This window comes from Streptomyces sp. NPDC027185, from assembly GCF_055567035.1.
In genome coordinates this window covers 42,812-67,567 of the sequence record NZ_JBVHRF010000006.1, presented here as the reverse complement: position 1 = coordinate 67,567, position 24,756 = coordinate 42,812, and the positions used below count along the sequence as shown (strand labels likewise).

General features: G+C 73.3%; 23 protein-coding genes. 15 read left to right on the top strand and 8 right to left on the bottom strand.

The genetic code is table 11. From position 1 onward, the window contains the following. Positions 1-302 precede the first annotated feature (302 nt). Positions 303-890 (top strand): hypothetical protein, encoded by a 588-nt coding sequence (locus tag ACZ4M8_RS20285; RefSeq protein ID WP_467609270.1) that lies wholly within the window; start codon positions 303-305, stop codon positions 888-890. A 512-nt stretch (positions 891-1,402) separates the two neighbouring features. Here the strand turns inward: ACZ4M8_RS20285 and ACZ4M8_RS20280 are convergent. From ACZ4M8_RS20280 to ACZ4M8_RS20260, 5 genes are all read right to left on the bottom strand, one after another. After that, complete coding sequence (locus ACZ4M8_RS20280) at positions 1,403-2,764, bottom strand: type III PLP-dependent enzyme domain-containing protein (protein WP_467609268.1); 1,362 nt, start codon at positions 2,762-2,764, stop codon at positions 1,403-1,405. A 65-nt stretch (positions 2,765-2,829) separates the two neighbouring features. Beyond that, positions 2,830-3,792: an ABC transporter permease gene (locus tag ACZ4M8_RS20275; RefSeq protein WP_467609266.1), complete on the bottom strand. Its 963-nt coding sequence runs from the start codon at positions 3,790-3,792 to the stop codon at positions 2,830-2,832. 192 nt (positions 3,793-3,984) lie between these two features. Then, positions 3,985-4,929, bottom strand: coding sequence for an ABC transporter ATP-binding protein (locus ACZ4M8_RS20270; RefSeq protein ID WP_467609264.1), 945 nt, complete (start codon positions 4,927-4,929; stop codon positions 3,985-3,987). Further along, a complete protein-coding gene (locus ACZ4M8_RS20265) occupies positions 4,926-5,297 on the bottom strand; it encodes a transcriptional regulator (RefSeq protein ID WP_467609262.1) in 372 nt (123 codons plus the stop codon). Before ACZ4M8_RS20265 ends, ACZ4M8_RS20270 begins: the two co-directional genes overlap by 4 nt. Before the next feature lie 31 nt (positions 5,298-5,328). Beyond that, positions 5,329-5,850 (bottom strand): hypothetical protein, encoded by a 522-nt coding sequence (locus ACZ4M8_RS20260; RefSeq protein WP_467609261.1) that lies wholly within the window; start codon positions 5,848-5,850, stop codon positions 5,329-5,331. Between the two features lie 264 nt (positions 5,851-6,114). On the opposite strand from ACZ4M8_RS20260, the gene ACZ4M8_RS20255 reads away from it, so the two are divergent. The 3 genes from ACZ4M8_RS20255 to hutI are packed head-to-tail and all read left to right on the top strand — an operon-like array spanning position 6,115 to position 9,955. Beyond that, entirely contained in the window at positions 6,115-7,365 is a 1,251-nt protein-coding gene (locus ACZ4M8_RS20255; protein ID WP_467609259.1) for an allantoate amidohydrolase, read from the top strand. Then, positions 7,362-8,750: a formimidoylglutamate deiminase gene (locus tag ACZ4M8_RS20250; RefSeq protein WP_467609257.1), complete on the top strand. Its 1,389-nt coding sequence runs from the start codon at positions 7,362-7,364 to the stop codon at positions 8,748-8,750. Before ACZ4M8_RS20255 ends, ACZ4M8_RS20250 begins: the two co-directional genes overlap by 4 nt. A 35-nt stretch (positions 8,751-8,785) precedes the next feature. After that, a complete protein-coding gene (gene hutI, locus ACZ4M8_RS20245; protein WP_467609255.1) occupies positions 8,786-9,955 on the top strand; it encodes an imidazolonepropionase in 1,170 nt (389 codons plus the stop codon). Positions 9,956-10,079: 124 nt separating this feature from the next. Here hutI and ACZ4M8_RS20240 read toward each other — a convergent pair whose 3' ends face one another. Then, a complete protein-coding gene (locus ACZ4M8_RS20240; protein ID WP_467609253.1) occupies positions 10,080-11,030 on the bottom strand; it encodes an RNA polymerase sigma factor SigF in 951 nt (316 codons plus the stop codon). Positions 11,031-11,279: 249 nt separating this feature from the next. On the opposite strand from ACZ4M8_RS20240, the gene ACZ4M8_RS20235 reads away from it, so the two are divergent. The 6 genes from ACZ4M8_RS20235 (at position 11,280) to ACZ4M8_RS20210 (ending at position 16,815) form a co-directional block, all read left to right on the top strand. Next, complete coding sequence (locus ACZ4M8_RS20235) at positions 11,280-11,654, top strand: STAS domain-containing protein (RefSeq protein ID WP_399090019.1); 375 nt, start codon at positions 11,280-11,282, stop codon at positions 11,652-11,654. 168 nt (positions 11,655-11,822) lie between these two features. Beyond that, a complete protein-coding gene (locus tag ACZ4M8_RS20230) occupies positions 11,823-12,323 on the top strand; it encodes an ATP-binding protein (protein WP_467609251.1) in 501 nt (166 codons plus the stop codon). Between the two features lie 257 nt (positions 12,324-12,580). After that, positions 12,581-13,291, top strand: coding sequence for an LPXTG cell wall anchor domain-containing protein (locus ACZ4M8_RS20225; protein WP_467609249.1), 711 nt, complete (start codon positions 12,581-12,583; stop codon positions 13,289-13,291). Positions 13,292-13,397: 106 nt separating this feature from the next. Beyond that, a complete protein-coding gene (locus ACZ4M8_RS20220; RefSeq protein WP_467609247.1) occupies positions 13,398-14,312 on the top strand; it encodes a COG1470 family protein in 915 nt (304 codons plus the stop codon). Then, positions 14,309-15,415: a hypothetical protein gene (locus ACZ4M8_RS20215; protein WP_467609245.1), complete on the top strand. Its 1,107-nt coding sequence runs from the start codon at positions 14,309-14,311 to the stop codon at positions 15,413-15,415. The genes ACZ4M8_RS20220 and ACZ4M8_RS20215 overlap by 4 nt, the downstream gene beginning before the upstream one ends. Further along, entirely contained in the window at positions 15,415-16,815 is a 1,401-nt protein-coding gene (locus ACZ4M8_RS20210; RefSeq protein WP_467609243.1) for a hypothetical protein, read from the top strand. The genes ACZ4M8_RS20215 and ACZ4M8_RS20210 overlap by 1 nt, the downstream gene beginning before the upstream one ends. Positions 16,816-16,989: 174 nt before the next feature. On the opposite strand, the gene ACZ4M8_RS20205 is transcribed toward ACZ4M8_RS20210, so the two are convergent. Continuing rightward, positions 16,990-18,519 carry a peptide MFS transporter gene (locus ACZ4M8_RS20205; RefSeq protein WP_467609241.1) on the bottom strand — a complete coding sequence of 510 codons (1,530 nt, stop codon included), beginning with the start codon at positions 18,517-18,519 and terminating at the stop codon, positions 16,990-16,992. 476 nt (positions 18,520-18,995) lie between these two features. Between ACZ4M8_RS20205 and ACZ4M8_RS20200 the strand changes: the two genes are divergently transcribed. Then, on the top strand, positions 18,996-19,676 hold the full coding sequence (locus tag ACZ4M8_RS20200; RefSeq protein ID WP_030282226.1) for a response regulator transcription factor: 681 nt from the start codon (positions 18,996-18,998) through the stop codon (positions 19,674-19,676). Positions 19,677-19,774: 98 nt separating this feature from the next. Further along, entirely contained in the window at positions 19,775-21,022 is a 1,248-nt protein-coding gene (locus ACZ4M8_RS20195) for an ATP-binding protein (protein WP_467609239.1), read from the top strand. A 51-nt stretch (positions 21,023-21,073) separates the two neighbouring features. Here the strand turns inward: ACZ4M8_RS20195 and ACZ4M8_RS20190 are convergent, their stop codons facing one another. Then, entirely contained in the window at positions 21,074-21,616 is a 543-nt protein-coding gene (locus ACZ4M8_RS20190; RefSeq protein ID WP_467609237.1) for a GtrA family protein, read from the bottom strand. Positions 21,617-21,865: 249 nt separating this feature from the next. On the opposite strand from ACZ4M8_RS20190, the gene ACZ4M8_RS20185 reads away from it, so the two are divergent. From ACZ4M8_RS20185 to ACZ4M8_RS20175, 3 genes are read left to right on the top strand one after another with little or no spacing between them, the layout of a single operon-like run. Beyond that, positions 21,866-23,017, top strand: coding sequence for a 5-(carboxyamino)imidazole ribonucleotide synthase (locus tag ACZ4M8_RS20185; RefSeq protein WP_467609235.1), 1,152 nt, complete (start codon positions 21,866-21,868; stop codon positions 23,015-23,017). Next, on the top strand, positions 23,014-23,556 hold the full coding sequence (gene purE, locus ACZ4M8_RS20180; protein WP_467609234.1) for a 5-(carboxyamino)imidazole ribonucleotide mutase: 543 nt from the start codon (positions 23,014-23,016) through the stop codon (positions 23,554-23,556). The genes ACZ4M8_RS20185 and purE overlap by 4 nt, the downstream gene beginning before the upstream one ends. Further along, positions 23,556-24,746, top strand: a complete 1,191-nt coding sequence (locus ACZ4M8_RS20175; RefSeq protein ID WP_467609232.1) for a dipeptidase — start codon at positions 23,556-23,558, stop codon at positions 24,744-24,746. The genes purE and ACZ4M8_RS20175 overlap by 1 nt, the downstream gene beginning before the upstream one ends. Positions 24,747-24,756: the final 10 nt, after the last annotated feature.

Sequence of the window (24,756 nt, the reverse complement as noted above, 5' to 3'; positions counted from 1 at the left end):
CGGGCGTGAGCCGGGGCCCGTTCCGGGCCGTACGGGGAGGCAGGCCGTACGGGGCGGGCAGCCGGGGGCGTTCGGGTGGCCGCGGCCTCGGGGCGTGGGCGCGCCGGGTGCGGTGTTCTCGTGTGGCGGGCGGCCGGAGCGCCGCCGGTTGCCGGGCCCCGTCGCTCATCTCAGGGAATCCTCATCCGGGCTTACTACGCTCCGCGTCCGGTACGGGGGTGTCGGTACAGGTGTGGCGGTACGGACGTGCCGGAACGCGTACCGGCACGTCCGTACCGTGATCGAGGTGAGGAGGTCCCGGCGTGGGGCGTGGGGCTTACGGGCTGGCGCGGGTGGCGGTGATCGTCCGGGCGCCGGCCGGGTGGCTGTGGTGGTCCGGACTGTTCGCGGCCGGAATCGGTGCGCTGCCGACGGGGCTGACGGGGCGGCGGATCGGGGTGCTCGCCGGGCTCGCGCTCGGCGTGATCGCGGCGTTCGCCGTGTACGCCGCGCGCCATCGCCGCTGGAAGACGCTGGTGGGCGCGGCGGAACGGGCCGGCCGGGCCGTCGTCCTCCAAGACCGTGCGGTCACCCTCCGCACCTGGCGCCGGGCCCACCGCTGGTGGCTGTTGCTCACCTTTCTGGCCGCCGTCGCCTCGTCGTCCGTCCTGCCCGCGGCGGGTGGCCTGCTGATGGCCGGTGCCGCGCTCGGGCTGTGGGCCAAGGCGCTGCGGCTCGGCCGCTGGGAGCGGGAGCACGAGGCCCTGCTCTGGGTCCGCACCGAAGCGGCGGTACGCGGCGGTGCCGCCGGCCGCACCGTCCCCGGTCACCGGACCACCGGCCTGGCCGCAGGCGACGCGTCCCCTGGCGGCGCCCGCGCCCGCACCCGTACCCCGCGCCGCCCGTCCTGACCGGGCGTGGGCGGCGTCCGGCAGGGCGTCCTGCTTCGGGGCGGTCCGGCCGGAGCGGTCTGTTCGCGACGGTTCGTTCGGGTGGGTCCGTCCGGGCCGGTTCGCGCGGAGCGGTTGGCTTGAGCTGATCTGCCTGAGCCGGTGGGACCGGGGGCTTGGGAGGTGGTCCGGGTTGGTGCGCCCAGCTCGGCTCCCTCCTCCCCGCCCGGTTCGTCTGAGCGGGGCTGTCTGTCGCGGACCGCTCCGGTGGGGCTGCCCGTGAGCGTTCGCCCTGGTCGGAGCGCTCTTTCATCTGTCCGGCCGGTTTCCGGCCGGCCCGGCCGGGTCACGTGTTTCCGTTCGCCTCGGCCGGGCGCCCGGTGGTTCCGAGTCCGGGCGTGGTGCTTCCCTCGCGGGGCGGGGGACGTGTCGCGGGTGCGGCCTCCCGGCGGCGGTGCGGCCCGCGCCGGCCGGCCGGCCGAGGGCCGGGATGCCACCGGGCGGACACACCAGCTGCTCCACCGTCCTACCGCTCACCGCAACGTGCGCAGCTCCTCCCCGTGCGCCGCGCCGCTCTCCGCCGTCAGCTCCTCCAGGGTCTGCGGCGCGCGGACGGTCGCGAAGCGGACCTCGCCCGACGGGGCCGCCGTATAGCCGTAAACCCCGGGGCGGGGCAGGGAGTTGTAGGCGAAGTGGGTGGAGAAGTAGTACGCGCCGGTGTCCAGCAGGGCGGCGTGGTCGCCGGACTCCAAAAGGGGCAGGGAGCGGTTCCGGGCGACCAGGTCGCCCGCGAAACAGCACGGCCCGGCGACATCCTGGGCGACCGGCGGCCCCTCCTTACGGAGCCCCCGCGCGTCGTAGGCGGCGACCCGGATCGGCCAGGCGTCCGGGGCGAACACCGTCCGGGTGGCGACCTGAGCCCCCGCGTGGGTGACCGCGATCGGCCGCCCGCCCGCCGACTTCGCGTACTCCACCCGCGCCAGGACCGTGCCGTGCTTGGCCAGCAGGGACCGGCCGAACTCCGTCACCAGCCCGTACCGCCCCCGGAACAGCCCCGGCGCCCGCTCCCGCAGTACCTCCACATACTCCCGGTAGGTGGGCGTGACCCGGTCCGACGAGAAGTTCACCGGCAGTCCGCCACCGATGTCGAGGGTGGTGACCTGTGTCCGGCCCGCCCGCGCGTTGATCTCCTCGGCGAGGTCGTACAGGGCCCGGACGCCGTCGGCCATCACCGGCAACGCCATGCCCTGCGACCCGACGTGGCCGTGCAGCCGGGTCAGCCAGGGGCGGTCCAGGTAGGCCCGCACCACCCAGGCGCGGGCACCCTCGTCACGCAGGGCCACCCCGAACTTCGAGGTGTCCGTGGCGGTGCTCATCGCGCCGATGCTGCCGCCGCCGAGCTGCGGATTGACCCGCAGCCCCAACGGCGCGGCGGTCGGCGCCGACGCCACCAGCGCGTCGACCCGGGCCAACTCCTGCGGGTTGTCGATATTGACCGCGATGCCCAGCGCCAAAGCCTCCCGCAGTTCGGCCGGGGTCTTGGCGGGCGAGTCCAGCACCGTGCGCCGGACCGGGACCCGCGCCGCGCGGGCCAGCGCCAGCTCCCCGGGGCTGGCCACCTCGCAGCCGAGCCCTTCGTCGACGAGCAGCCGCAACACCGGCACCAGCGACGCCGCCTTGACCGCGAACGCGTGCAGCACGGGCACCCCGGCATCGCTGAACTCGGCGAACGCGGCACGGAGCTCGGCCGCCGAACGCCGCACGCCCGCGACATCCAGCAACCCGGCGACGGGTGCGGCGGGGCCCACGAGCCCCTGCTCGACGGCTGCCCGTACGGCATGGTCCCGGTCCGTGAGGCCCGGAACGGTCGGAGAACCAGAGGTGAGGCCAGTCATACCGTCACTCCATCATCGCCGCGGCGCAGGGCGCCACAGGTGTCCGGGGAGCGGTCACCGAGCTGTTACACCACTCCGGCGCCGCTCAGCTCCGCCTTCCGCCGCCGCGCGGACAACCGCGACCCCGACTCCCGCCGGGTGGCCCGCCGCAACAGCGGTACGGCCAGCAGGAACCCGAGGACCGCCCACGCCGCCGGCACCAGCGCGACCCACGGCAGATCCCAGGACCCGGCGGGCTCCGCCACCCGCGCCGCGTCCGGCAGCAGCGCCGACCGTATGCCCTGCGCCATCCACCGCAGCGGGAAGCAGGAGGCCACCCGCTGGACCACCTCGGGCAGCGCGGTCAGCGGGAACACCGCCCCCGAGGTCACCAGTAGTGCCATCACCGGAAGCATCAGCAGCGCCAGCGCTTCCCGCGGGTTGGGGAGCACGGCTCCGATGGCGGCGCCCAGCGGTATGACGGCGAGCAGGCCCAGCACGGTCACCCACAGCAGCGTCAGCCAGCCGCCCACTCCGTGCGGCAGCGGCCCGTCCACCAGCAGCGCGCCCGCCACCAGCAACACCACCAGCGTGCCCACGGCCATCGCCGTCATCAGCAGTGCCTTGGCCAGCAGATAGGCCGGTATGCCACCCGGTGTGACCCGCAGCCGCAGCAGCGTGCCCTCCTCCCGCTCGGTCACCATCATCTGCGGCAGGTTCATCAGCCCCACCTGGAAGAGCAGATATGCGGCGAAACCGGCGAGGGCGAGATGGCCCAGCGGGATTCGGGTGCCGGGCACGGTGCCGCTCAGCGTCCCCGCGATCAACAGCGCGATCACGACGTTGAACAGCTGCCCGCTCATCTCCTTACGGTTGCGCAGCAGATGCCGTACCTCGATGACCCCCCGCGCCCACCCGGCCCGCCAGATCCGCCCTCGCGCACCGGCGTTCCGCGTGTCGGCGTTCCGCTCCCGCACCGGAGCCCGGCCGGGTACCCCCTCCGCGGCTGTCTCCGTACCTGTGCCTACCTCTGCGCCTGTACCTGTCATGGCGTCATTCCCCCTTGTGGTTCTCGTCGTTCACGCTCGTGCGGGGCCTCCAGCCGGGAGGTCCACCGGCCCAGGCCCGGACCGGGCCGCGTCCCGCCTCGGCGCGGCTCCGCCCCGCGTTCTCCGCAGCCGTGGGCCCGGTCCATCGGTGCCCGGGGGCGCGGATCTCCTGCAGCCCGCGCCCGCGCGCGGTCAGGCCGCTCGTCTCCCGTGGCCTGCGGTGTCCTGCGCACGGCCGGCTGACGGGGCGGCCGTGGTGTCCTTCCCGTGCAGCATGTGGAGGTAGGTGTCCTCCAGTGTCGGGCGGCGTACCTCCAGGTCAGGGAGGGGGCCGTCGGTCGAGCGGTGCAGTTGCCAGACCAGTTGGGAGGGGTCGGCGGTCCGCTCCCGGCGCGGCGTACCGTCCGGGTCCGTCCAGCGGACCTCCGCCTGCGCGGCGGCTCGCCGGGCCAGTTCGTGCGGTGTGCCGCAGGCGCGTATCCGGCCGCTGACCAGCATCGCCATGCGGTCGGCGAGCCGTTCGGCCTCGGCGAGGTCGTGCGTGGTGAGCAGGACCGTCACCCCCTCGTCCCGGGCGAGGCGTTCGACCAGGTCGTGGAAGTCGCGGCGGGCCTCGGGGTCGAAACCGGTGGTCGGCTCGTCCAGGAAGAGGAGTTCGGGGCGGCCGATGATGCCGAGCGCCACGTCGAGGCGGCGCCGCTGGCCGCCCGAGAGCCGGGCCGCCTGCCGGCCGGCGTGGTCGGTGAGTCCGACGAGCCGCAGCAGCGCTTCCGGGTCACGCGGCTCGCGGTAGTAGCGCGCGAAGTGGGCCAGGAGTTCGCCGACCCGCCAGCGTCCGTGATCCCGCCAGGTCTGGAGGACCAGGCCGAGGCGGGCGCGCCATGCCTCGTCGCCGTGGGCCGGATCGGTGCCCAGTACCTCGACCTCGCCCGCCGAACGCCGCCGGAAGCCCTCCAGGATCTCCACGGTGGTGGTCTTGCCCGCGCCGTTCGGCCCGAGCAGGGCGAGGATCTCGCCGCGGTGCACCTCCAGGTCCACACCGCACAGCACCTCCCTGCCGCCGTACGTCATCCGCAGCTCGCGCGCCCGGATCACCGGGGCGCCGCCGGGACGCGCGGACACCGTGGGCGCCGTCATCGGGTCGCCTCGGCGGCGGTGGCGGGCACCGGAGTGGCGTCCTCGGCGGGCGGGGTGGCCGGCGGGATGGCGGTCGGGGCGTTCTCCACGATGGCCCGGAGCGCCGCCACATGGCCCTCGAACGCGGTCCTGCCGCGGCCGGTGAGCCGGACCTTGGTGCGGCGCCGGCGGCCGCCACCCTCCTTGCGGATCTCCAGGTATCCGGCCTCCTCCAGGGTGTGCAGCTGCTTGGAGAGCGCCGAGTCGCTGAGCGAGAGGCTGTCGCGGATGAACGGGAAGTCGGCCCATTCGGCGGTCGCGAGCAGGGCCACCACGGAGAGCCGGGTCGCCGGATGGATCAGTTCGTCGAAACCTGTCGGGGTGCTCATCGGGTGTTCCTCTCCTCGCCGAGGGGGCGGATCATCGGGCGGCCGGTGCGGCGGGGGCCTCGCCCGGGGCGGGCCCGGCGCCGTGCCCGCGCAGCGCGGTCAGCGTCCAGCGGTTCATCGGGCCCGCGCAGAGTATGAAGACGCCCGCGGAGACGGTGGCCTGGATCACGGTGGGCAGCGGCAGCCGCAGGGTCTCGGCGGCGTACCCCGAGAGCAGGATCGTGGTGAGCGTCACCGCGGCGCCCAGCAGGGCGGAGACGCCTGAGCGCCAGGTGTACCGGGAGCGGTGCAGCCGGACCCGCGCGCGGCGGGCACGGAGGCCGATCAGGGTGCCGAGCAGGGCGACGTAGGCGACGGTCAGCAGCAGGAAGGCCCAGCGCGGCAGGGTCAGGCCCCAACTGGCGACGAAGAGCCACATGAGTGCGGCCGTGGTGTAGGTGGTGGCCGCGTCGCCGGACGCGCAGCGCTCCATCTCGTCGTAGACCCGCTCCTGCGGCACCCGGATGCGCTGGAGGTCCTGCCAGGCGCGCTCCGCATCGACCGGTGTGGTCATGGTCGTCCCCTCCCCGTGACGTTACTTTCCCAGTAGGAAAGCTAACACCGGCTTTCCTGGTGGGCAAGTCGAAAACGGGGTGAATCCTCGCGTGGGTCCGGTCCGGTTGCTCTGCCCTGCCCCTTACTGATCCTGTTGACTAGCCATATTCAACGAAGCCAATATGTGAATATCCCGATCCAATCCATGCCGGGAGGCACCCGTGCCAGGACCTCGTCCCGTTCCGCGTGAAGGCGCCGCCGACCCCACGACGGGAGCGCGCGCATGACCGGCCGGCCCGCGTCGTTCCACACCATGTGGCGGGAGCTGCGACCCCTCGGCCGTAACGCCTCCTCCGGCGGCTACCGCCGCCACGCCTGGACCGCCGCCGACGCCGACTGCCGCGCGTGGTTCCGCGCCCAGGCCGAGTCCCGCGGGCTCACCTGCGAGACGGACCGCAACGGCAACCAGTGGGCCTGGCTCGGCGTCCGCTCGTACACCGAGGTCGCCCCCGGCGCCGCCGTCGTCACCGGCTCCCACCTGGACTCCGTACCCGACGGCGGCGCCTTCGACGGCCCGCTCGGCGTCGTCTCCGCCTTCGCCGCTCTCGACGAACTCCGCCGCAGGGGAGTGGAGTTCGGCGCGCCGCTGGCCATCGTCAACTTCGGGGACGAGGAGGGCGCCCGCTTCGGGCTGGCCTGTGTCGGCTCCCGGCTCAGCGCCGGTGCCCTCACCCCCGAGGACGCCCGCGAACTGCGCGACGCCGACGGTGTCAGCCTGCCGCAGGCGATGGAACGCGCCGGGTACGACCCCGACGCGATCGGCCCCGACCGCGACCGGCTGGCGCGGATCGGCGCGTTCGTGGAACTCCACATCGAGCAGGGCCGCGCCCTCGACCTGACCGGCGACCCCGTCGGCATCGCCTCCGCCATCTGGCCGCACGGCCGCTGGCGCTTCGACTTCCACGGCGAGGCCAACCACGCGGGCACCACCCGCCTGGAGGACCGCCACGACCCCATGCTCAGCTACGCCCGGACCGTCCTCGCCGCCCGCGAGGCCGCCCGGACCGCGGGCGCCCTGGCGACCTTCGGGAAGATCAGCGTCGAGCCGAACGGCGTCAACGCGATCCCCTCGCTCGTCCGGGGCTGGCTCGACTCGCGCGCCGCCGACCAGGACATCCTGGACACCGTCGTCAAGGAGATCGAACGCGCCGCCGCGGAGAGCGCCGCCCGGGACGGCGTCGACCTCCGCGTCGTCCGCGAATCCTTCACCCCCGTCGTCGAATTCGGGCACGCCCTCCGCGACGAGCTGGGCACTCTGCTGGCCCGCGCCGGCGGCGGGCGGCCCGTGCCCGTCCTGGGCACCGGCGCCGGACACGACGCGGGCATCCTCTCCGCGAGCGTCCCGACCGCCATGCTGTTCGTACGCAACCCGACCGGCGTCTCGCACTCGCCCGCCGAAACCGCGGCCGAGGACGACTGCGTCGCCGGGGTCACCGCACTCGCCGACGTACTGGAAGGTCTCGCGTGCCCATGACGCCGCAGGACGCCACGCCGCAGGACCCGGCCCCCGCACCGCAGGGCGCGGCGGTCTACTGGCTCGAACACGCCTGGCTCGGCACCCACACCGAGCCCGGTGTGACCGTCGAGACCGCGCAGGGGCGGATCACGGCCGTCCGCACCGGCACCGCCGCCCCGCCGCCCGACGCCACCGTCCTGCGCGGACTGACGCTGCCCGGTCTCGCCAACGCCCACTCGCACGCCTTCCACCGGGCGCTGCGCTCCACCGTGCAGGTGGGCTCCGGCACCTTCTGGACCTGGCGCGAGGTCATGTACGACACCGCCGCCCGCCTCGACCCGGACAGCTACCACGCCCTCGCGCGGGCCGTCTACGCCGAGATGGCGCTCGCCGGCATCACCTGCGTCGGCGAGTTCCACTACCTCCACCACCGGCCCGGCGGCGGCGCCTACGCCGACCCCAACGCCATGGGTGAGGCGCTGATCGCCGCCGCCGGCGAGGCCGGTATCCGCATCACCCTCCTCGACACCGCCTACCTCTCCGCCGGCTTCGGCACCCCGCCCGCCCCGCACCAGCAGCGGTTCTCCGACGGGACCGCCGACGCCTGGGCCGAACGCGCCGCGGCCCTCAAGAGCGGCGGGCACGCCCGTATCGGCGCGGCGATCCACTCCGTACGCGCCGTGCCCGCGGCCCAGCTGGGCACCGTCGCCGACTGGGCCCGCGAGCGCGGTGCCCCGCTGCACGTCCACCTCTCCGAGCAGACCGCGGAGAACGACGCCTGCCACGAGGCGCACGGCTGCACGCCCACCCGACTCCTCGCCGACCACGGCGTCCTCGGCCGCCGCACCACCGCCGTGCACGCCACCCACCTCACCCCGGAGGACATCGGGCTGCTCGGCGGCGCCGGCACCGGCGTGTGCATGTGCCCGACCACCGAACGCGACCTCGCCGACGGCATCGGCCCCGCCGCCCGCCTCCAGCACAGCGGCAGCCCGCTCTCCCTGGGCAGCGACAGCCACGCCGTCATCGACCTGCTCGAAGAGGCCCGCGCCATGGAGCTGAACGAGCGGCTGCGCAGCCGCGCCCGCGGCCACTGGACCGCCGCGGCGCTGCTGCGCGCCGCCACCACCGACGGGCACGCCGCCCTCGGCTGGGACGACGCGGGCACCCTGACCCCCGGCGCCCTCGCGGATCTCACCACGATCGCGCTGGACTCCGTACGCACCGCGGGCCCGCTGCCCCGCCTCGCCGCGGAGACCGCGGTATTCGCGGCGACGGCGGCCGATGTGCGGCACACCGTCGTCGGCGGTCGCCAGATCGTCCGGGACGGTGTGCACACGCTCGTGCCGGACGTGCCCACCGAACTCGCCTCGGCCATCGCCGCCGTGCGCACGAGCAACTGACGCGCCCCCAGCGGACGAAGGAGAACACCCCCGCGATGAGCACCACCGCCCTGACCCACCTCACCCAGCTCGTCACCAACGACCCCTCCCTCGGCGAAGGCCCCCTCGGTCTGATCCAGGACGCGGCCGTCGTCATCGACGGCGACCGCATCGCCTGGGTCGGTCCGTCCAGCAAAGCACCCGCCACTGACAACGCCGTCGACGCGGACGGCCGCTCCGCGCTGCCCGGCTTCGTCGACTCCCACTCCCACCTGGTGTTCGGCGGCGACCGCACCGAGGAGTTCAACGCCCGGATGTCCGGCCGCCCCTACGAGGCCGGCGGCATCCGCACCACCGTCGCCGCCACCCGCGCGGCCACCGACGCCCAGCTCTCCGCCAACGTCGCCCGCTACATGGCCGAGGCGCTGCGCCAGGGCACCACCACCTTCGAGACCAAGTCCGGCTACGGCCTGACCGTCGAGGACGAGGCCCGCGCGCTGCGCATCGCCGCCGAACACACCGACGAGGTCACCTACCTCGGCGCGCACATCGTCCCGCCCGACCACGCCGACGACCCGGCCGGCTACGTCGGCCTCGTCACCGGCCCGATGCTGGACGCCTGCGCCCCGCACGCCCGGTGGATCGACGTCTTCTGCGAGAAGGGCGCCTTCGACGGCGACCAGGCCCGCGCCATCCTCACCGCGGGCAAGGAGCGCGGTCTGCTCCCCCGTATCCACGCCAACCAGCTGTCCTACGGGCCCGGTGTGCAGCTCGGCGTGGAGCTGGACGCGGCCTCCGCCGACCACTGCACCCACCTCACCGACGCCGATGTCGACGCGCTGGCGAACTCCGCCACCGTCGCGACGCTGCTGCCCGGCGCGGAGTTCTCCACCCGCGCCACCTGGCCCGACGCGCGCCGCCTCCTGGACGCCGGGGCGAGTGTCGCGCTCTCCACGGACTGCAACCCCGGCTCGTCCTTCACCTCGTCGATGCCGTTCTGCATCGCCCTGGCCGTACGGGACATGGGGATGACGCCGGACGAGGCGGTCTGGGCCGCGACGGCGGGCGGCGCGCGGGCGCTGCGCCGCACCGACGTCGGCCGGATCGCCCCCGGCGCGCGCGCCGACCTCACGCTGCTGGACGCGCCCTCACACGTCCACCTCGCCTACCGGCCCGGCGTCCCGCTGGTGTCCGGTGTCTGGCACAAGGGCGTCCGGGTGGTCTGAGCGGCGTCACAGGGGCCCCTGGCGGCCCCGGACACGGAGGAGGGCCCGCCCCGAGTCGCCCGGGGCAGGCCCTCCTTCGCGCGGGCGGGCACCGGCCGGTGGACCGGTGGCGACCGCGGGTGTCTCACTCGTCGATCATCAGGCCCTTGCGCAGCCGCACCAGGGTGCGCGAGAGCAGCCGGGAGACGTGCATCTGGGAGATGCCCAACTCCTCGCCGATCTCGGACTGGGTCATGTTGGCGACGAAGCGGAGCGAGAGGATCTTCCGGTCGCGCGGCGGGAGTTCGGCGATCAGCGGCTTGAGGGATTCGACGTACTCGATGCCTTCGAGTCCGTGGTCCTCGTAGCCGATCCGGTCCGCCAGCGCGCCTTCGCTGTCGTCCTCCTCGGGCTGGGCGTCGAGCGAACTCGCGGTGTACGCGTTGCTCGCCGCCATGCCTTCCACGACCTCCTCCCGGGAGATGCCGAGGCGTTCGGCCAGTTCGCCGACGGTGGGCGCGCGGTCCAGCTTCTGCGCCAGTTCGTCGCCGGCCTTCGCGAGGTCGAGGCGGAGTTCCTGCAACCGCCGCGGTACGCGCACCGACCAGCTGGTGTCACGGAAGAAACGCTTGATCTCGCCGACGATCGTCGGCATCGCGAACGTCGGGAACTCGACGCCGCGGCTGAGTTCGAAACGGTCGATCGCCTTGATCAGACCGATCGTGCCGACCTGGACGATGTCCTCCATCGGTTCACTGCGGGAACGGAACCGGGAGGCCGCGAACTTGACCAGGGCGAGGTTGAGTTCGACCAGGGTGTTACGGACGTAGGCGTATTCGTGGGTGCCTTCTTCGAGCGATTCGAGCCGCTCGAAGAGGGTTTTGGACAAGGCCCTCGCGTCGACCGGGCCCACCTCGTCGAACGGCGGGATCTCGGGCAGTCCGTCGATCTCGGGCACCGCGGTCAATTCGGGTTCGGCGGTGGCCGGCTGGGAAGGGATCTGCCCGGACGGGTCGGACGGGGGTGTCGACGAGGTGTGCTGCCGGGTGTCGTCGGTGCGCATTTCGTCGAGCCGGGGTGACATGGTCTCCTCCATCGTTCTCGGCATATGGCTGCCGATGCCTCTACGTGAAGCTGCGGTGTGCGGCGCCTCCGAAGCCGGCCGTGGTGAATGTGTCTGCATCTACGCCTACCTGGCTTTGCGGGAAGATGGCAAGTACGCGATGTCCGTATTTGGTGTTATATGAGGATTGTTCGGCTACCCCTGTGTGAAGCGAAGGCGTAGGGTTCGAATGAGCGCAGTCATAGGCAAACGACGTCGAGACAGCAAGAGGGGTGCGCGCGCATGGACCGCGGGACGGTCGGCAGTGCGAGCCGGGGCCGGCTTCACGTCGCGATCCGGCATCACGGCGCCAGCGCGGTCGTGACGCCGGCGGGTGAGCTGGATCACCACACCGCCGATCTGTTGCGCGACGCGCTGGAGGGGTGTGTGGAAGAGGGGTACGCCCGCCTCGTGGTCGACTGCGAACCCCTGGAATTCATGGACTCCACCGGGCTCAACGTCCTGCTCGGGGCCCGCCTGACGGCGGAGGCCGCGGGCGGCGGGGTCCATCTCGTCGCGATGCAGCCCGTGGTGGCCCGCGTATTCGAGATCACCGGCGCGGAGGCGGTTTTCACGGTGCACGACTCACTCGATGCGGCGCTGGCCGACCAAGGGTGACGAGGGCGGCCCGGAGGATGGCATTCCGGGCACGTAGTCCGCGTCACAACTTCCGTATCAAAGAAGTGGGTGTTCTCACGGTCCGGTCGGGCAGGAGACATCTGAATCCGTTGAATCTGTCAGTTATCCGTTTTCCGTGAAAAGGCGAATCGGTGAGGTGAAGCGCTGATGAGCACCACCCGGCCGTACCCGCCGGGCGACCTCGGCCCGGAGCCGGGCGGCGCCGGTGCTTCCGCCGTCGCGCCGGCCGCCGCCCCGGTCGGCCAGGTCCGCAGGCTGCGCCTGAGCGGCGCCCGGGGGGCCGTCGCGCGCGCCCGGGACTTCGCCCGCGAGGCCCTTCAGGACTGGGGCTGGCTGCCGGCCGCCACCGCCGACCAGCGCGCGGCCGCCGAGGACGTCCTGCTGGTCGTCTCCGAGCTGGTCACCAACGCCTGCCTGCACGCCGAGGGGCCCGAGGAGCTGCGGCTGCGCTGCACCGCCAAGGTGCTGCGCCTGGAGGTCAGCGACCTCGGCGCCGGATCGCCCGCGCCGCGCACCCCGCACCGCGCGGGGCGTCCGGGCGGGCACGGCATGTTCATCGTGCAGCGGCTCTGCCTGGACTGGGGCGTGGTCCGTAACGCCGACGGTGCCGGGAAGACAGTCTGGGCCGAACTGGCCGCCCCGTCCTGAGCGGTGACGGACGGCGCGGTCGTCCGCCGGCGGGAGGTGAGGGCGTGGACCGAGGGTCCGCGCCCTCCGTGCGTTCCGCCCCGATCCGCCCCGCGCTGTGCCTTCCCCCTTCGCGGTCCCCGGCGTACCTTGAGCCACCCATCTGATGCGCCGTCAGTAGAACGGGGCGGCGCCCAGGGGCGGTGCGGGGCCCGCCGCCGGGCCCGTGGCCCGCACGGCCCCGCCGCGCCCCTGGACCCGGGAGAAGGGAACGAGAGGTGGCCCGCTTCCACGTACCGCACATCCGGCGCCCCGGCCGCGCGGCCCGGCCCGCCGTCGCCGCGGCGCTGACCGGGGCGACGGTGCTGCTCTCCGCGCCGGCCGCGCACGCCGAGGTCGTCGACGTCAACTACCAGTGCAGGACACCGATCGGGAACAAGGGCGCGGTCTCGCCCATCGACATCAAGGGCACCCCGAGCGGGGGCGGGTACCAGCTCGTGATGTCCTTCCAGAAGGGCGTCTCGTCCAGCCCCGTCGAGTTGGGCAAGGGGGCCATGAAGCCGTCCGCCGTCATCGAGCTGGGCGGTGCGGACAGCGGGACGGTGCCGGTGACCGGTCCGCCCAACGACCAAGCCATCCCGGCCAACACCCCCATCAAGATCAGCGATTTGAGCGGGACGTACACGCCCAAGGCGAGCGGCAAGGTGACGTTCACGGCGGGCAAGCTGACGATCAAGGCCCTCGGGACCACGACCACCTGTACCCCGGACAACAGCCCGAAGCCGTCGCTCAGCCTGGACGTCAAGGGCGGTTCGGGCTCCTCCGGCGGCGCGTCGGGCTCGGGCGCGTCGGGCGGCGCGTCCGGTGGCGGGCAGTTGCCGCAGACCGGGCCCGCTGACTCCGCCGTCGCCCTCGGGACCTTCGGCGGCACCGTCCTGCTCGCCGGGGCGGCCGGGGCGCTCTGGCTCGGCCGCCGCCGCGCCGCCTGATCCGGGGCGCGGTGCCGCCCGGCTTCCGGACGGCGCCCGCCCGGCCCCGGGGCGCGCCCGGACCGCGCCGCCCCTCCTGTTCGCGCACGAGCACCGGGAGCAGCCGATGCCGTTGGGTACCCGAGGCGCGTTGGTGGCGCTGGCGACGCTCGCCGCGGCGGCGTGGGGGCCGCCGGGCGCCGCCGCGGCCGATGCCCGGCCCGGCTGGACGGCCGCACCCGCGCCCGGCGCCGGGAGCCGTCCGGCGGGGGACGGGCGGACGTTCTGCTATCTGGAGGGCGCGCCCGGCGCCGTCCTCGGTGACCGGATCGCGGTGACCAACCCCTCCGGGCGCCCCGTCACCGTCCGGCTGCGCGCCGCCGCGGGCGGGGACGCCGCCGGATGGCTCGCGCCCGCCGAGGACCGGGTGCGGATTCCGGCGCGGACCCGGGCGGCGGTGCCGTTCACCGTCACCGTGCCCCGGGGCGCCGCGCCCGGGGAGCGCACTGCCGCGCTCCGCGCCGACGGGCCCGGGGGCGGGCGCACCGTCCCCGTCCGGCTGCGGGTGACCGGGCCCGCCCTCGCCGCGCTGACCGTCGAGGAGGTCGCCGTCGTCCGGCGCGGCGGCGGCGCGGAGATCCGGTACACGCTGGTCAACCGCGGTACGACGGTGCTCAGGCCGCGGCTCGCGGTACGGGCCGACGGCGCTTTCGGGACCGCGCTGCGGCGTGAGGCCCGCGCGCTGCCGCTCGCGCTCGCCCCCGGGCAGCGGGTCCGGCGCACCGAGCCCTGGGCCGATCCGCCCGCGCTGGACTCCGTGGACGTCACCCTCACCGCCACCGCCGCCGGGGGCGCGTACGCCTCGGCGCGCGCCGGGTACGCGCCCGTGTCCCGGAGCGTGCTCGGCGTGGGTGCGCTCGCCGTCGCCGCGGGTGCGGGCGGCGCGCTGTGGCGTCGGCGGCGCCGTACCGGACGTACCGCAACCGAGGATCAACCCACCGATGGCACAAGGGAGTTGACGCGCGTGGGAGACCGACCGTGACCGGGGGAGCGGTGCGCCGCGCCGCCGCGCGGGGGTGGCCGCTGCGGGTGGCCGCCGCCGTTCTCGTCCTGGGTGCGGGGCTGCTGCCCGGCGCGTCGCCCGCGGTGGCGGCACCGTCCACTGGGGCGCCCACCGCCGAGGTCTCCACCGGGCAGGCCGGGGCCGGCGGCACGGTGACCGTCTCCGGGCGCGGCTGGCGGCCGAAAACGCTGCTCACCCTGTTGATCTGCGGCCAGAACATGATCGGCGGCACCAACTCCTGCGCCAACGGCGACGGGCGGACGGTCACCACCGACGCCCGGGGGACGTTCCGCAGGACGCTGCCGGTGGCGGAGCCGCCCAAGCCCTGCCCCTGTGTGGTGCATGTGGCGGCCGTGACCGGGGCGGCGGCCGCCGACGATGTGCCGTTCGCGGTGGCCGGGCACCCCGTCGCCCCGCTGCCGGAACAGGAGACCGGCGCCCGTCTCGCGGTGGTCTCCGGGCCTGAGCTGGCCGGCGGCGACACCCTGCTGACCTGGTTCGGCGCGCCGCCGCGGCGCCGGTTGACCTTCACGGTCGGCAACACCGGAGCGGGACCGGCGACGGACCCGGTCTTCAAGGTGGGCACCGCGCACGGCGTGTTCGCGCCCGAGTGGGAGGACCGGCAGTGGCGCGGCACCGTGCCCGCCGGGAAGAAGGCCCGCGTCGCCCTGGACGTGGAGTTGGCGGCCGGCGCCCACGGCGACTACCGCATCTCCGCGACGTACGGCGGGAAGCTGCTGGTCGAGCAGGCGTGGGACGTCGGACGGCCGTGGGGGGTGACGCTCTTTCGGGTGCTGCTCTGCCTGGTGGCGGCGACCGTCGTCTTCCGCGCCGGGATGGCCGTCGTCGACCGGGTACGGCCGCGGACCGCGGCGGCGCCGCGTACCACCGGGCCCGCCCACGGAGGCGGCTGGCCCCGCGCGCCGGGCCGGCTCCGCGCCCGTCCGCGCCCCCTGCGTGGCGGCCGGGACGGGGGGACCGCACCGGCGGACCGCCCGGCCGCGCTGCCCTGGTACACCCCGGACACCGCACCGTCCGCGTCCACATCCACCGCACCACCGACAGCGGAAGGGGCATCGTGATGAGGCAACCAAGGAGAGCGGGGGTGGCCGCCGGGGCCGCACTGCTGCTCGCGGGCGCGGGGCTGGTGGCCACGGCGCCGCTCGCGCGGGCGGCGGACGCCGCGTACCGCACGGAGTGCACCCCGCCACCGATCTCGGGGCTGCCGCCGGTCGAGGGCACCACCGAGGTGGCGCTGAGCGCACCGGCCACCGCGAAGGTCGGCGAGGAGATCGAGGTGGTGTGGAAGACGGTCGCCGCCGCCTCGAAGAACCCCGACGTCCTCGACCTGGGCAAGGACACCGTGCAGCCGTCCGGTGTGGTGCGGCTGGCCGGGGCGCAGGTCGGTGAGCTGGCGATGAAGGGGCCGCGGAGCAATCCGCCGATCCCGAAGAACAGCCCGATGGTGCTGCCGGACATGAAGGGCACGCTGAAGCTCACGAAGCCGGGCGAGGTGACGCTGACGCCCGGCGCGTACACCATCAACGTCAACAAGCCGATCTCCACGGACACCGAGTGCGTCCCGAAGGAGGAGGTGGCACCGGCCGTCACGGTCAAGGTGACGGACGGCTCGGGCGGTTCCGGCGGCGCCTCGACCGGCGGCTCCGGGGGAACAGCCGCGGGCGGCGCCTCGTCCGGTGGCACGTCGGGTGGCACAACGAGTGGTACATCCACGGGCGGTACGGACGGCGGCACCGGCACCGGAGGCTCTGATTCCGGCGGCGGGAGCGGCGGTGGCTCCTCCGGTGGCTCCGGCGGTGAGCCCGACGGCACCGCGCACCAGGGGAAGCAGGTGCAGGTGCCGTACGCCTGCAAGACGCCGATCGGCGACAAGAAGGCCACCTCGCCGGTGCGGATCGACGCGGTGGCGAAGGGCGGCGGCTACGACCTGACGGTGAAGTTCGCCAAGTCCGTGATGGACAGCCCGGCGGACATCCCCGAGGGCTCGGTGAAACCGTCGATGGCGGTGGCGCTGGGCGGTGCGGACAAGGGCACCGTCAAGGTCGAGGGCCCGGCCAACGCCGCGCCCATCAAGTCCGGACAGCCCATCGAGATCCCCGACCTCAAGGGCGTCTACACCCCGGGCGCCACCGGCCGTACGACCCTGACCCCCGGCGTGCTGACCGTCAACGCCCTGGGGACGACCACCACCTGCACCCCGGAGAAGGACCCCGGCGCGTCCCTGACGCTGGACACCGCGGCCCGGCCCGGCGGCGCCTCCGGCGGCTCGGCCGGAGCGGCGTCCGGGGCGTCCGGCTCCACCGGCGGCGCGGCCACGGCGGGCGGTGCCCCCGGCGGCCTCGCCGACACCGGTGCGAGCGACCACGGCGCTCTGACCGCCCTCGGCCTCTTCGCCGGCACCGTGCTGCTGCTCGGCGGCGCCCTGCTGCTCGCCGCCCCGCGGCGCCGGGCCCGCCGCTGACCGGCCGGTACCGGGAAAACCCGCCGCATACCGCGGACCCGCCCGCGTACGACCGGACCACGGCCGTACGCGGGCACCGTCCGGGCACCGCACGCGCGAGGGCCCGGCACACCGAACGTGGTGTGCCGGGCCCTCGGGGCGTACGGGGAACGCCTCAGCGCGTGCGGGGACGGGTCAGCGCACGTCGCCCATGAGCGCCATGATCTTCTTGCGGTTCAGCCAGATCGCGATACCCGCCAGGACCGCCAGCCCGGCCTCCGCGGCGAGGACGCCCACACCGCTCAGGTCGGCACCGGCCGTGGAGAGCAGGCTGACGATGCAGTCGCCCGCGGTGACGGCGAGGAACCAGACACCCAGCATCTGGCTGGCGTACTTCTCCGGCGCCAGCTTGGTGGTGACCGACAGGCCGACGGGGGAGAGGCACAGCTCACCCATGGTCTGGATCATGTAGACCATGAGCAGCCACATCGGGCTGACCTTCGTGCCGTCGGACGACATCCCCATCGGGACGATGAAGACGAAGTACGAGATGCCGATCATCACCATGGCTATGGCGAACTTGATCGTGGTGCTCGGCTCCTTGAGGCGCTTGGCCAGCGCCAGCCACATCCAGGCGAAGACCGGGGCCAGCGCCATCACCCAGAGCGGGTTGACGGACTGGAACCACGTCGACGGGAAGTGCAGACCGAAGATCGAGTCGGCGGTGTTCTTCTCGGCGAAGCCGCTCAGCGTGGAGCCGGCCTGGTCGAAGATCATCCAGAAGACGGCGGCGGCGACGAAGAACCAGATGTAGCCGCTGACCTTCGTCTGCTCCTCGGAGGTCAGGTCCTTGTCGCGCTTGATCCGCGCCAGCACGGAGATCGGGATGATCAGGCCGAGCAGCGCGATCGGGATGAGCGCCCAGTTCAGGGTGAAGGTGCCGGTGCCGATGACGATGCCGTAGAAAACGGCGGCGACGGCCAGCCAGATCAGGCCCTTGCGCAGCCAGGAGTTGCGCTCCTGGACGGAGAGCGGGGTCGGCACGGTGGAGCTGGTCGGCGAGAGGTGCCGGGTGCCGATGATGAACTGGATCAGGCCCAGACCCATACCGACAGCGGCGGTCGCGAAGCCGAGGTGCCAGTTGATGCTCTGGCCGATGGTGCCGACGACCAGCGGGGCGAGGAAGCCACCGAGGTTGATGCCGATGTAGAAGATCGTGAAGCCACCGTCACGGCGCGGGTCCTGCGGACCGTCGTAGAGGTGGCCGACCATCGTCGAGATGTTGGCCTTCAGCAGGCCGGAGCCGAGTGCCACCAGTGCCATACCGGCGAAGAACATCGCCGTGCCGGGCACCGCCAGCGTCAGGTGGCCGAGGATCACGACGCAGCCGCCGATGATCACCGTCTTGCGCGGGCCCCAGACGCGGTCGGCGAACCAGCCGCCGGGCATCGCGAGCAGGTAGACCATCGCGAGGTAGACCGCGTAGATGGCCGATGCCGTGGCCATCGTCATGGCCAGACCGCCGCCCTGGGCCCCGGGCTTGGCGTCCGTGCCGCCGGAGATCAGGTACAGCACGAGAAGGGCCCGCATGCCGTAGAAGCTGAAACGCTCCCACATCTCGGTCATGAAGAGAGTGGCCAGTCCGCGGGGGTGGCCGAAGAAGGTCTTACCGCCCGATGCAGGGTTCCCCTGCGGGGCGGCGTCCTTCGTCAGGCTGGACGCCATGGGTGCTTCCTTGGTCTGCTCGGGACGCGAGGGTCGAACGTCACGCGCCCGGTGGGGGTGGTGACCGGCACCGGCGTAGACCTTGCCCGCACCCCACGTCCGAGGGGATCGACGCCACCCGGGGCGGCGTCGGCGGGACGGTCGTACACCGCCTTCCACGCCCCCCGTACTTCTGGCGCGGCGGACCCGGTCGACAGGTCAATCGCTGTGTGCCGGACGCGGTGTACCGCGACCCCGCACACAACTTGGGGACCGAAGGCACCCGTGAGGTGCCGAGGGCCCCGGCGGTTGTGCGATGGACGTCGGCCCACCATACGTCCCGTTCGACCGGCGTTGGGAGGGGTGAGACAACGCTCACATTCGTCTCGGGGAACCATTCCGGCGGGTCGGGAAACCCCTACGGTCCCCTGTCGCACATGTCGTCCCGTCCGCCCCGCTCTCCCCCTGGCCACAGCGCATCGGACTACCATCGGGCCATGACCCGTGTACTGCTCGCCGAGGATGACGCGTCCATCTCGGAGCCGCTCGCCCGCGCACTGCGCCGCGAGGGTTACGAAGTCGAGGTGCGCGAGGACGGACCCACGGCGCTCGACGCCGGTCTCCAGGACCACATCGATCTGGTCGTGCTCGACCTGGGACTGCCCGGCATGGACGGCCTGGAGGTCGCCCGCCGGCTGCGCAACGAAGGTCATTCCTTCCCCATCCTGGTGCTGACCGCCCGCGCCGACGAGGTGGACACCGTCGTCGGTCTGGACGCCGGTGCCGACGACTACGTCACCAAGCCCTTCCGCCTCGCCGAGCTGCTGGCCCGCGTCCGGGCGCTGCTGCGGCGCGGCTCCACCGCCGAACCGCAGCAGCCGCCCGCCACCCACGGCGTCCGTATCGACGTCGAATCGCACCGCGCGTGGATGGGCGACGAGGAACTCCAGCTCACCGCCAAGGAATTCGACCTGCTGCGGGTGCTGGTGCGCGACGCCGGCCGGGTCGTCACCCGCGATCAGCTGATGCGGGAGGTCTGGGACACCACCTGGTGGTCGTCGACGAAGACCCTCGACATGCACATCTCCTGGCTCCGCAAGAAGCTCGGCGACGACGCCGCCAACCCGCGCTACATCGCCACCGTCCGGGGCGTCGGCTTCCGCTTCGAGAAGAGCTGACGCACCCGGACGGGACGAGCTGACGTGCTCGGGCCCGGACAGGCCCTCGCCGGGCGGGACGCCGAGACAGACCACCGCAACCCCGCCCGGAGGGCACCGTGCGCCGCCGCCTGATCAACTCCACCCTCGCGGTGGTGCTCGTCGTGATCGCCGTCTTCGGCCTCTCGCTCGTCGTCGTCGAGACCCGCACCATCCAGGCGGGCGCCCAGGAGAGCGTGGCGTCCGAGGCGGTACGGCTGGTCGGCATCGTCGAGAGCCGGATCGGCAGCGGCGAGAAGATCACCCCGGACGCGCTCTCCGAGCAGATCACCGTCCACCGCTACGCCCGGATCAAGGTGCCCGGCAAGCCGCCGATCGAGATCGGCACCCGGCCCGCCGGTGACGTCATCCAGTCGCAGATGACGGGCGACCGCGGAGAGCAGGTCACCGTCCAGGAGTCCCGCGCCACCGTCAACGAGGAGATCGGCCGCACCCTGCTGGTCATCCTGGCGGTGGCGCTGCTGGCGATCGTCGCCGCGGTGGGTCTCGCCATCCGCCAGGCCCACCGGCTCACCGCCCCGCTCACCGACCTCGCCGAGACCGCCGAGCGCCTCGGCTCCGGCGACCCGCGCCCCCGCCACCGCCGCTACGGCGTCCAGGAGCTGGACCGGGTCGCCGATGTGCTGGACGCCAGCGCCGAGCGGATCGCCCGGATGCTCACCGCCGAACGGCGACTGGCCGCCGACGCCTCCCACCAGCTGCGCACCCCGCTGACCGCGCTCTCGATGAGGCTGGAGGAGATCACGCTCACCGACGACCCGGAGACGGTGAAGGAGGAGGCGACCATCGCGCTGACCCAGGTCGAGCGGTTGACCGACGTGGTCCAGCGGTTGCTCACCAACTCCCGGGACCCGCGCTCCGGCTCCGCCGTCGCCTTCGACCTCGACGAGATCGTCAAACAGCAGGTCGAGGAGTGGCGGCCCGCCTACCGCAGCGCCGCCCGCTCCATCGTCCGCTCCGGCAAGAAGGGCCTGCGGGCCGTCGGCACCCCGGGCGCGGTGGCGCAGGTGCTCGCCACCCTGATCGAGAACTCCCTGATGCACGGCGACGGGACCGTCGCGCTGCGCACCCGCGTCACCGGCAATCAGGCGGTGGTGGAGGTCACCGACGCGGGCCCCGGCGTCTCCGCCGACCTCGGCTCACGGGTCTTCGAACGGACCGTCTCCGGCCGCAACTCCACAGGTCTGGGCCTCGCGGTCGCCCGCGACCTCGCGGAGGCCGACGGCGGACGGCTCGAACTGCTCCAGCAGCACCCGCCGGTCTTCGCCCTCTTCCTGGCCCGGGAGGCCGAGCAGACGGAGGGCTGAGCGGACGGAGGGCGGAGCGGGGCGCCGTTCCCGGGAAGCGGTCCGGCGGCCCTACCCGCGCGGGGCGCCGTACGCCTGCGGCTGCCGTTCGCGGTCGTGACGCCGGCGGGCGCCGGCGTCCGCGGTGTCCGGCAGCTCCCCGGCGTCCCCGGTCGCCGTGGTGCCCGGCGTGCGGAAGACCCAGGTGCGGTACGACCAGAAGCGGAAGAGGGTGGCGACGCCGATGCCGAGGAACTTGAAGACGTTGCTCTGCAACGGGGTGTCCCAGCCGAAGCCGTACGTCGCCGCGTAGAGCATGCCGTTCTCGATGATCAGGCCGGCGACGCTGAACAGCAGGAAGAGCGAGAGTTCGCGGGTGCGGCCCTGCTTGTCGCGGTCGCGGTAGGTGAAGTAGCGGTAGCCGAGGTAGTTGGTGCCGGTGGCCACGACCGTCGCGACGACGCTGGCCCGGACGACGGGCAGCTCGGTCAGGTGCCGGACGAGGTTGAAGACCGCGAAGTTCACGATCACACCGGCGCCGCCGACGGCACCGAACTTGGCGACCTCCCGCAGGAGCGCCTCCAGCCGCGACCGCAGCGCGCTCCGTTCACTCATGGTGATCGTCTTGCTCCCTGTCGGTGGCGGCCGGCCCGGCCGGTCTTCCCCGGACCGCCCCTCATGCTAACCAGCGTTTCCGGGGCTCCGCCCGGCGCGCACGCGTGCGACGACGCACACCCCGCAGCGCTACGGAGGATCACGCTCCGCACATCGCCGCCGGTGGAAGGCGGGAGCGGCACCCGTCCTCGGATGATCCTCCAAATCCCCGCCGTCGGGGTGGCACGTCCGTACGGATACGCTGGGGGCGTGACGTTCCCGGTAGTCGGCATGGTCGGTGGCGGTCAGCTCGCCCGTATGACCCACGAGGCGGGCATCCCCCTCGGCATCAAGTTCAAGCTCCTCAGCGACACCCCGCAGGATTCGGCGGCCCAGGTGGTCAGCGATGTCGTCATCGGCGACTACCGCGACCTGGACACGCTGCGCTCCTTCGCCCGTGGCTGCGATGTGATCACCTTCGATCATGAGCACGTACCCACCGAGCACCTGAAGGCGCTGGAGGCGGACGGCATCCCCGTACGCCCCGGCCCCGACGCGCTCGTGCACGCCCAGGACAAGGGGGTGATGAGGGCGAGACTGGACGCGCTGGGCGTGCCCTGCCCGCGGCACCGCATCGTCGCCGATCCGGCGGATGTGGAGGCGTTCGCGGCGGAGGGTGACGGTTTTCCCGTGATCCTCAAGACCGTCCGCGGCGGCTACGACGGCAAGGGCGTCTGGGTCGTACGTTCCTCCAAGGAGGCGGCCGAACCGTTCCGCGCCGGAGTGCCGGTGCTGGCGGAGGAGAAGGTCCCCTTCACCCGCGAACTGGCCGCCAACGTGGTCCGCTCGCCGCACGGCCAGGCCGTCGCGTACCCGGTCGTGGAGTCCATCCAGGTCGACGGGGTCTGCGACACGGTCATCGCCCCGGCGCCCGGTCTGGACGCCGACCTCGCGGCGCGCGCCCAGGAGATGGCGCTGCGGATCGCGGCGGAGCTGGGCGTCGTCGGCCACCTCGCGGTCGAGCTGTTCGAGGTCGCGGGTCCCGACGGTGAGCCGCGGGTGCTCGTCAACGAGCTGGCGATGCGCCCGCACAACTCCGGGCACTGGACCCAGGACGGCGCGATCACCTCGCAGTTCGCCAACCACGTCCGCGCCGTCCTCGACCTCCCGCTCGGCGACCCGCGCCCGCGCGCCCCGTGGACGGTCATGGCCAACGTCCTCGGCGGCGACTACCCGGACATGTACTCCGCGTACCTCCATTGCCTGGCACGCGATCCGCAGTTGAAGATCCACATGTACGGAAAGGACGTGAAGCCCGGCCGGAAGGTCGGCCACGTCAACACCTACGGCGACGATCTGGCCGACGTGCGTGAGCGCGCCGCGCACGCCGCCGGCTATCTGCGAGGAACGATCACCGAATGAGCTCCCACTCCCCCGGCAGTCCCGTCGTCGGCATCGTCATGGGTTCGGACTCCGACTGGCCCGTCATGGAAGCCGCCGCCAAGGCGCTCGACGAGTTCGAGATCCCCTACGAGGTCGATGTCGTCTCCGCGCACCGGATGCCGCACGAGATGATCGCGTACGGCGAGGAGGCCGCCGGGCGCGGCCTCAAGGCGATCATCGCGGGCGCCGGGGGAGCCGCCCACCTGCCGGGCATGCTCGCCTCCGTCACGCCGCTGCCGGTCATCGGCGTGCCGGTGCCGCTGAAGTACCTCGACGGCATGGACTCGCTGCTCTCCATCGTGCAGATGCCCGCCGGGGTGCCGGTCGCGACGGTCTCCGTCGGCGGCGCGCGCAACGCCGGGCTGCTCGCCGCGCGGATGCTCGCCGCCCACGACGAGGAGCTGCTCGGCCGGATGCGGGAGTTCCAGCAGGAGCTGAACGACCAGGCCACCGAGAAGGGCAAGCGGCTGCGGAACAAGGTCGCCTCCCCGGCCGGCTTCGGCTTCGGGAGCAAGTGATGGCCGCCGCGCGGGATCCGCGGATCGCCGCGCTGCTCGCCGAGCACCCCGTCGTCGACGGCCACAACGACCTGCCCTGGGCGCTGCGCACCCAGGCCGGGTACGACCTGGACCGCCGCGACATCGCCGGTGACCAGTCGGAGTTCTTGCACACCGACATCCCGCGGCTGCGGGCCGGCGGCGTCGGCGCGCAGTTCTGGTCGGTGTACGTCCGCGCCGACTTCGCGGGCGACACGGCGGTCAGCGCCACCCTCGAACAGATCGACGTGGTGCGGCGGATGGCCGCGCGCTACCCCGAGGCGCTGCGGCTCGCCTTCACCGCCGACGACATGGAGGCGGCGCGCGCCGACGGCGTCATCGCCTCCCTGATGGGCGCCGAGGGCGGCCACTCCATCAACAATTCGCCGGCCACGCTGCGGGCGCTGTACCGGCTGGGCGTCCGCTATATGACGCTCACCCACAACGACAGTCTGGCCTGGGCGGACTCCGCGACGGACGAGCCCCGCGCGGGCGGGCTCAGCGCCTTCGGCGAGGAGGTCGTGCGGGAGATGAACCGCCTCGGCATGCTCGTCGACCTCTCGCACGTCGCGGCCACGACGATGCGGGACGCGTTGCGGGTCTCCACCGCGCCGGTGATCTTCTCGCACTCCTCGTCCCGCGCCGTCTGCGACCACCCGCGGAACATCCCCGACGACGTCCTGGAGCGGCTGCCCGCCAACGGCGGCACCGCGATGGCGACGTTCGTCCCGAAGTTCGTCCACCCCGAGGTCGCCCCCTGGGTGCTGCGGGCCGACGAGAACATGCGGGCCCACGGCTTCCACCACCTCGACACCACCCCCGAGGCGATGGCGGTGCAGCGGGCGTTCCAGGCGGCGCACCCGATGCCGGAGGCGACCGCGGCGACCGTCGCCGACCACCTCGACCACATGCGGGAGGTCGCCGGCGTGGACCACATCGGGCTGGGCGGCGACTACGACGGCACCGCCTTCACCCCGTCCGACCTGACGGACGTGGCGAGCTACCCGAACCTCCTTACGGAACTGCTGGACCGCAAGTGGTCCACCGCCGACCTGGCCAAGCTGACCTGGCGCAACGCGGTCCGCACCCTGCGGGACGCCGAGGACGTCGCCCGCGCGGAGCAGGCCCGCCGCCCGGAGTCGATCGCCACGATCGAGCAACTGGACGGCTGAGCGGCGGTCC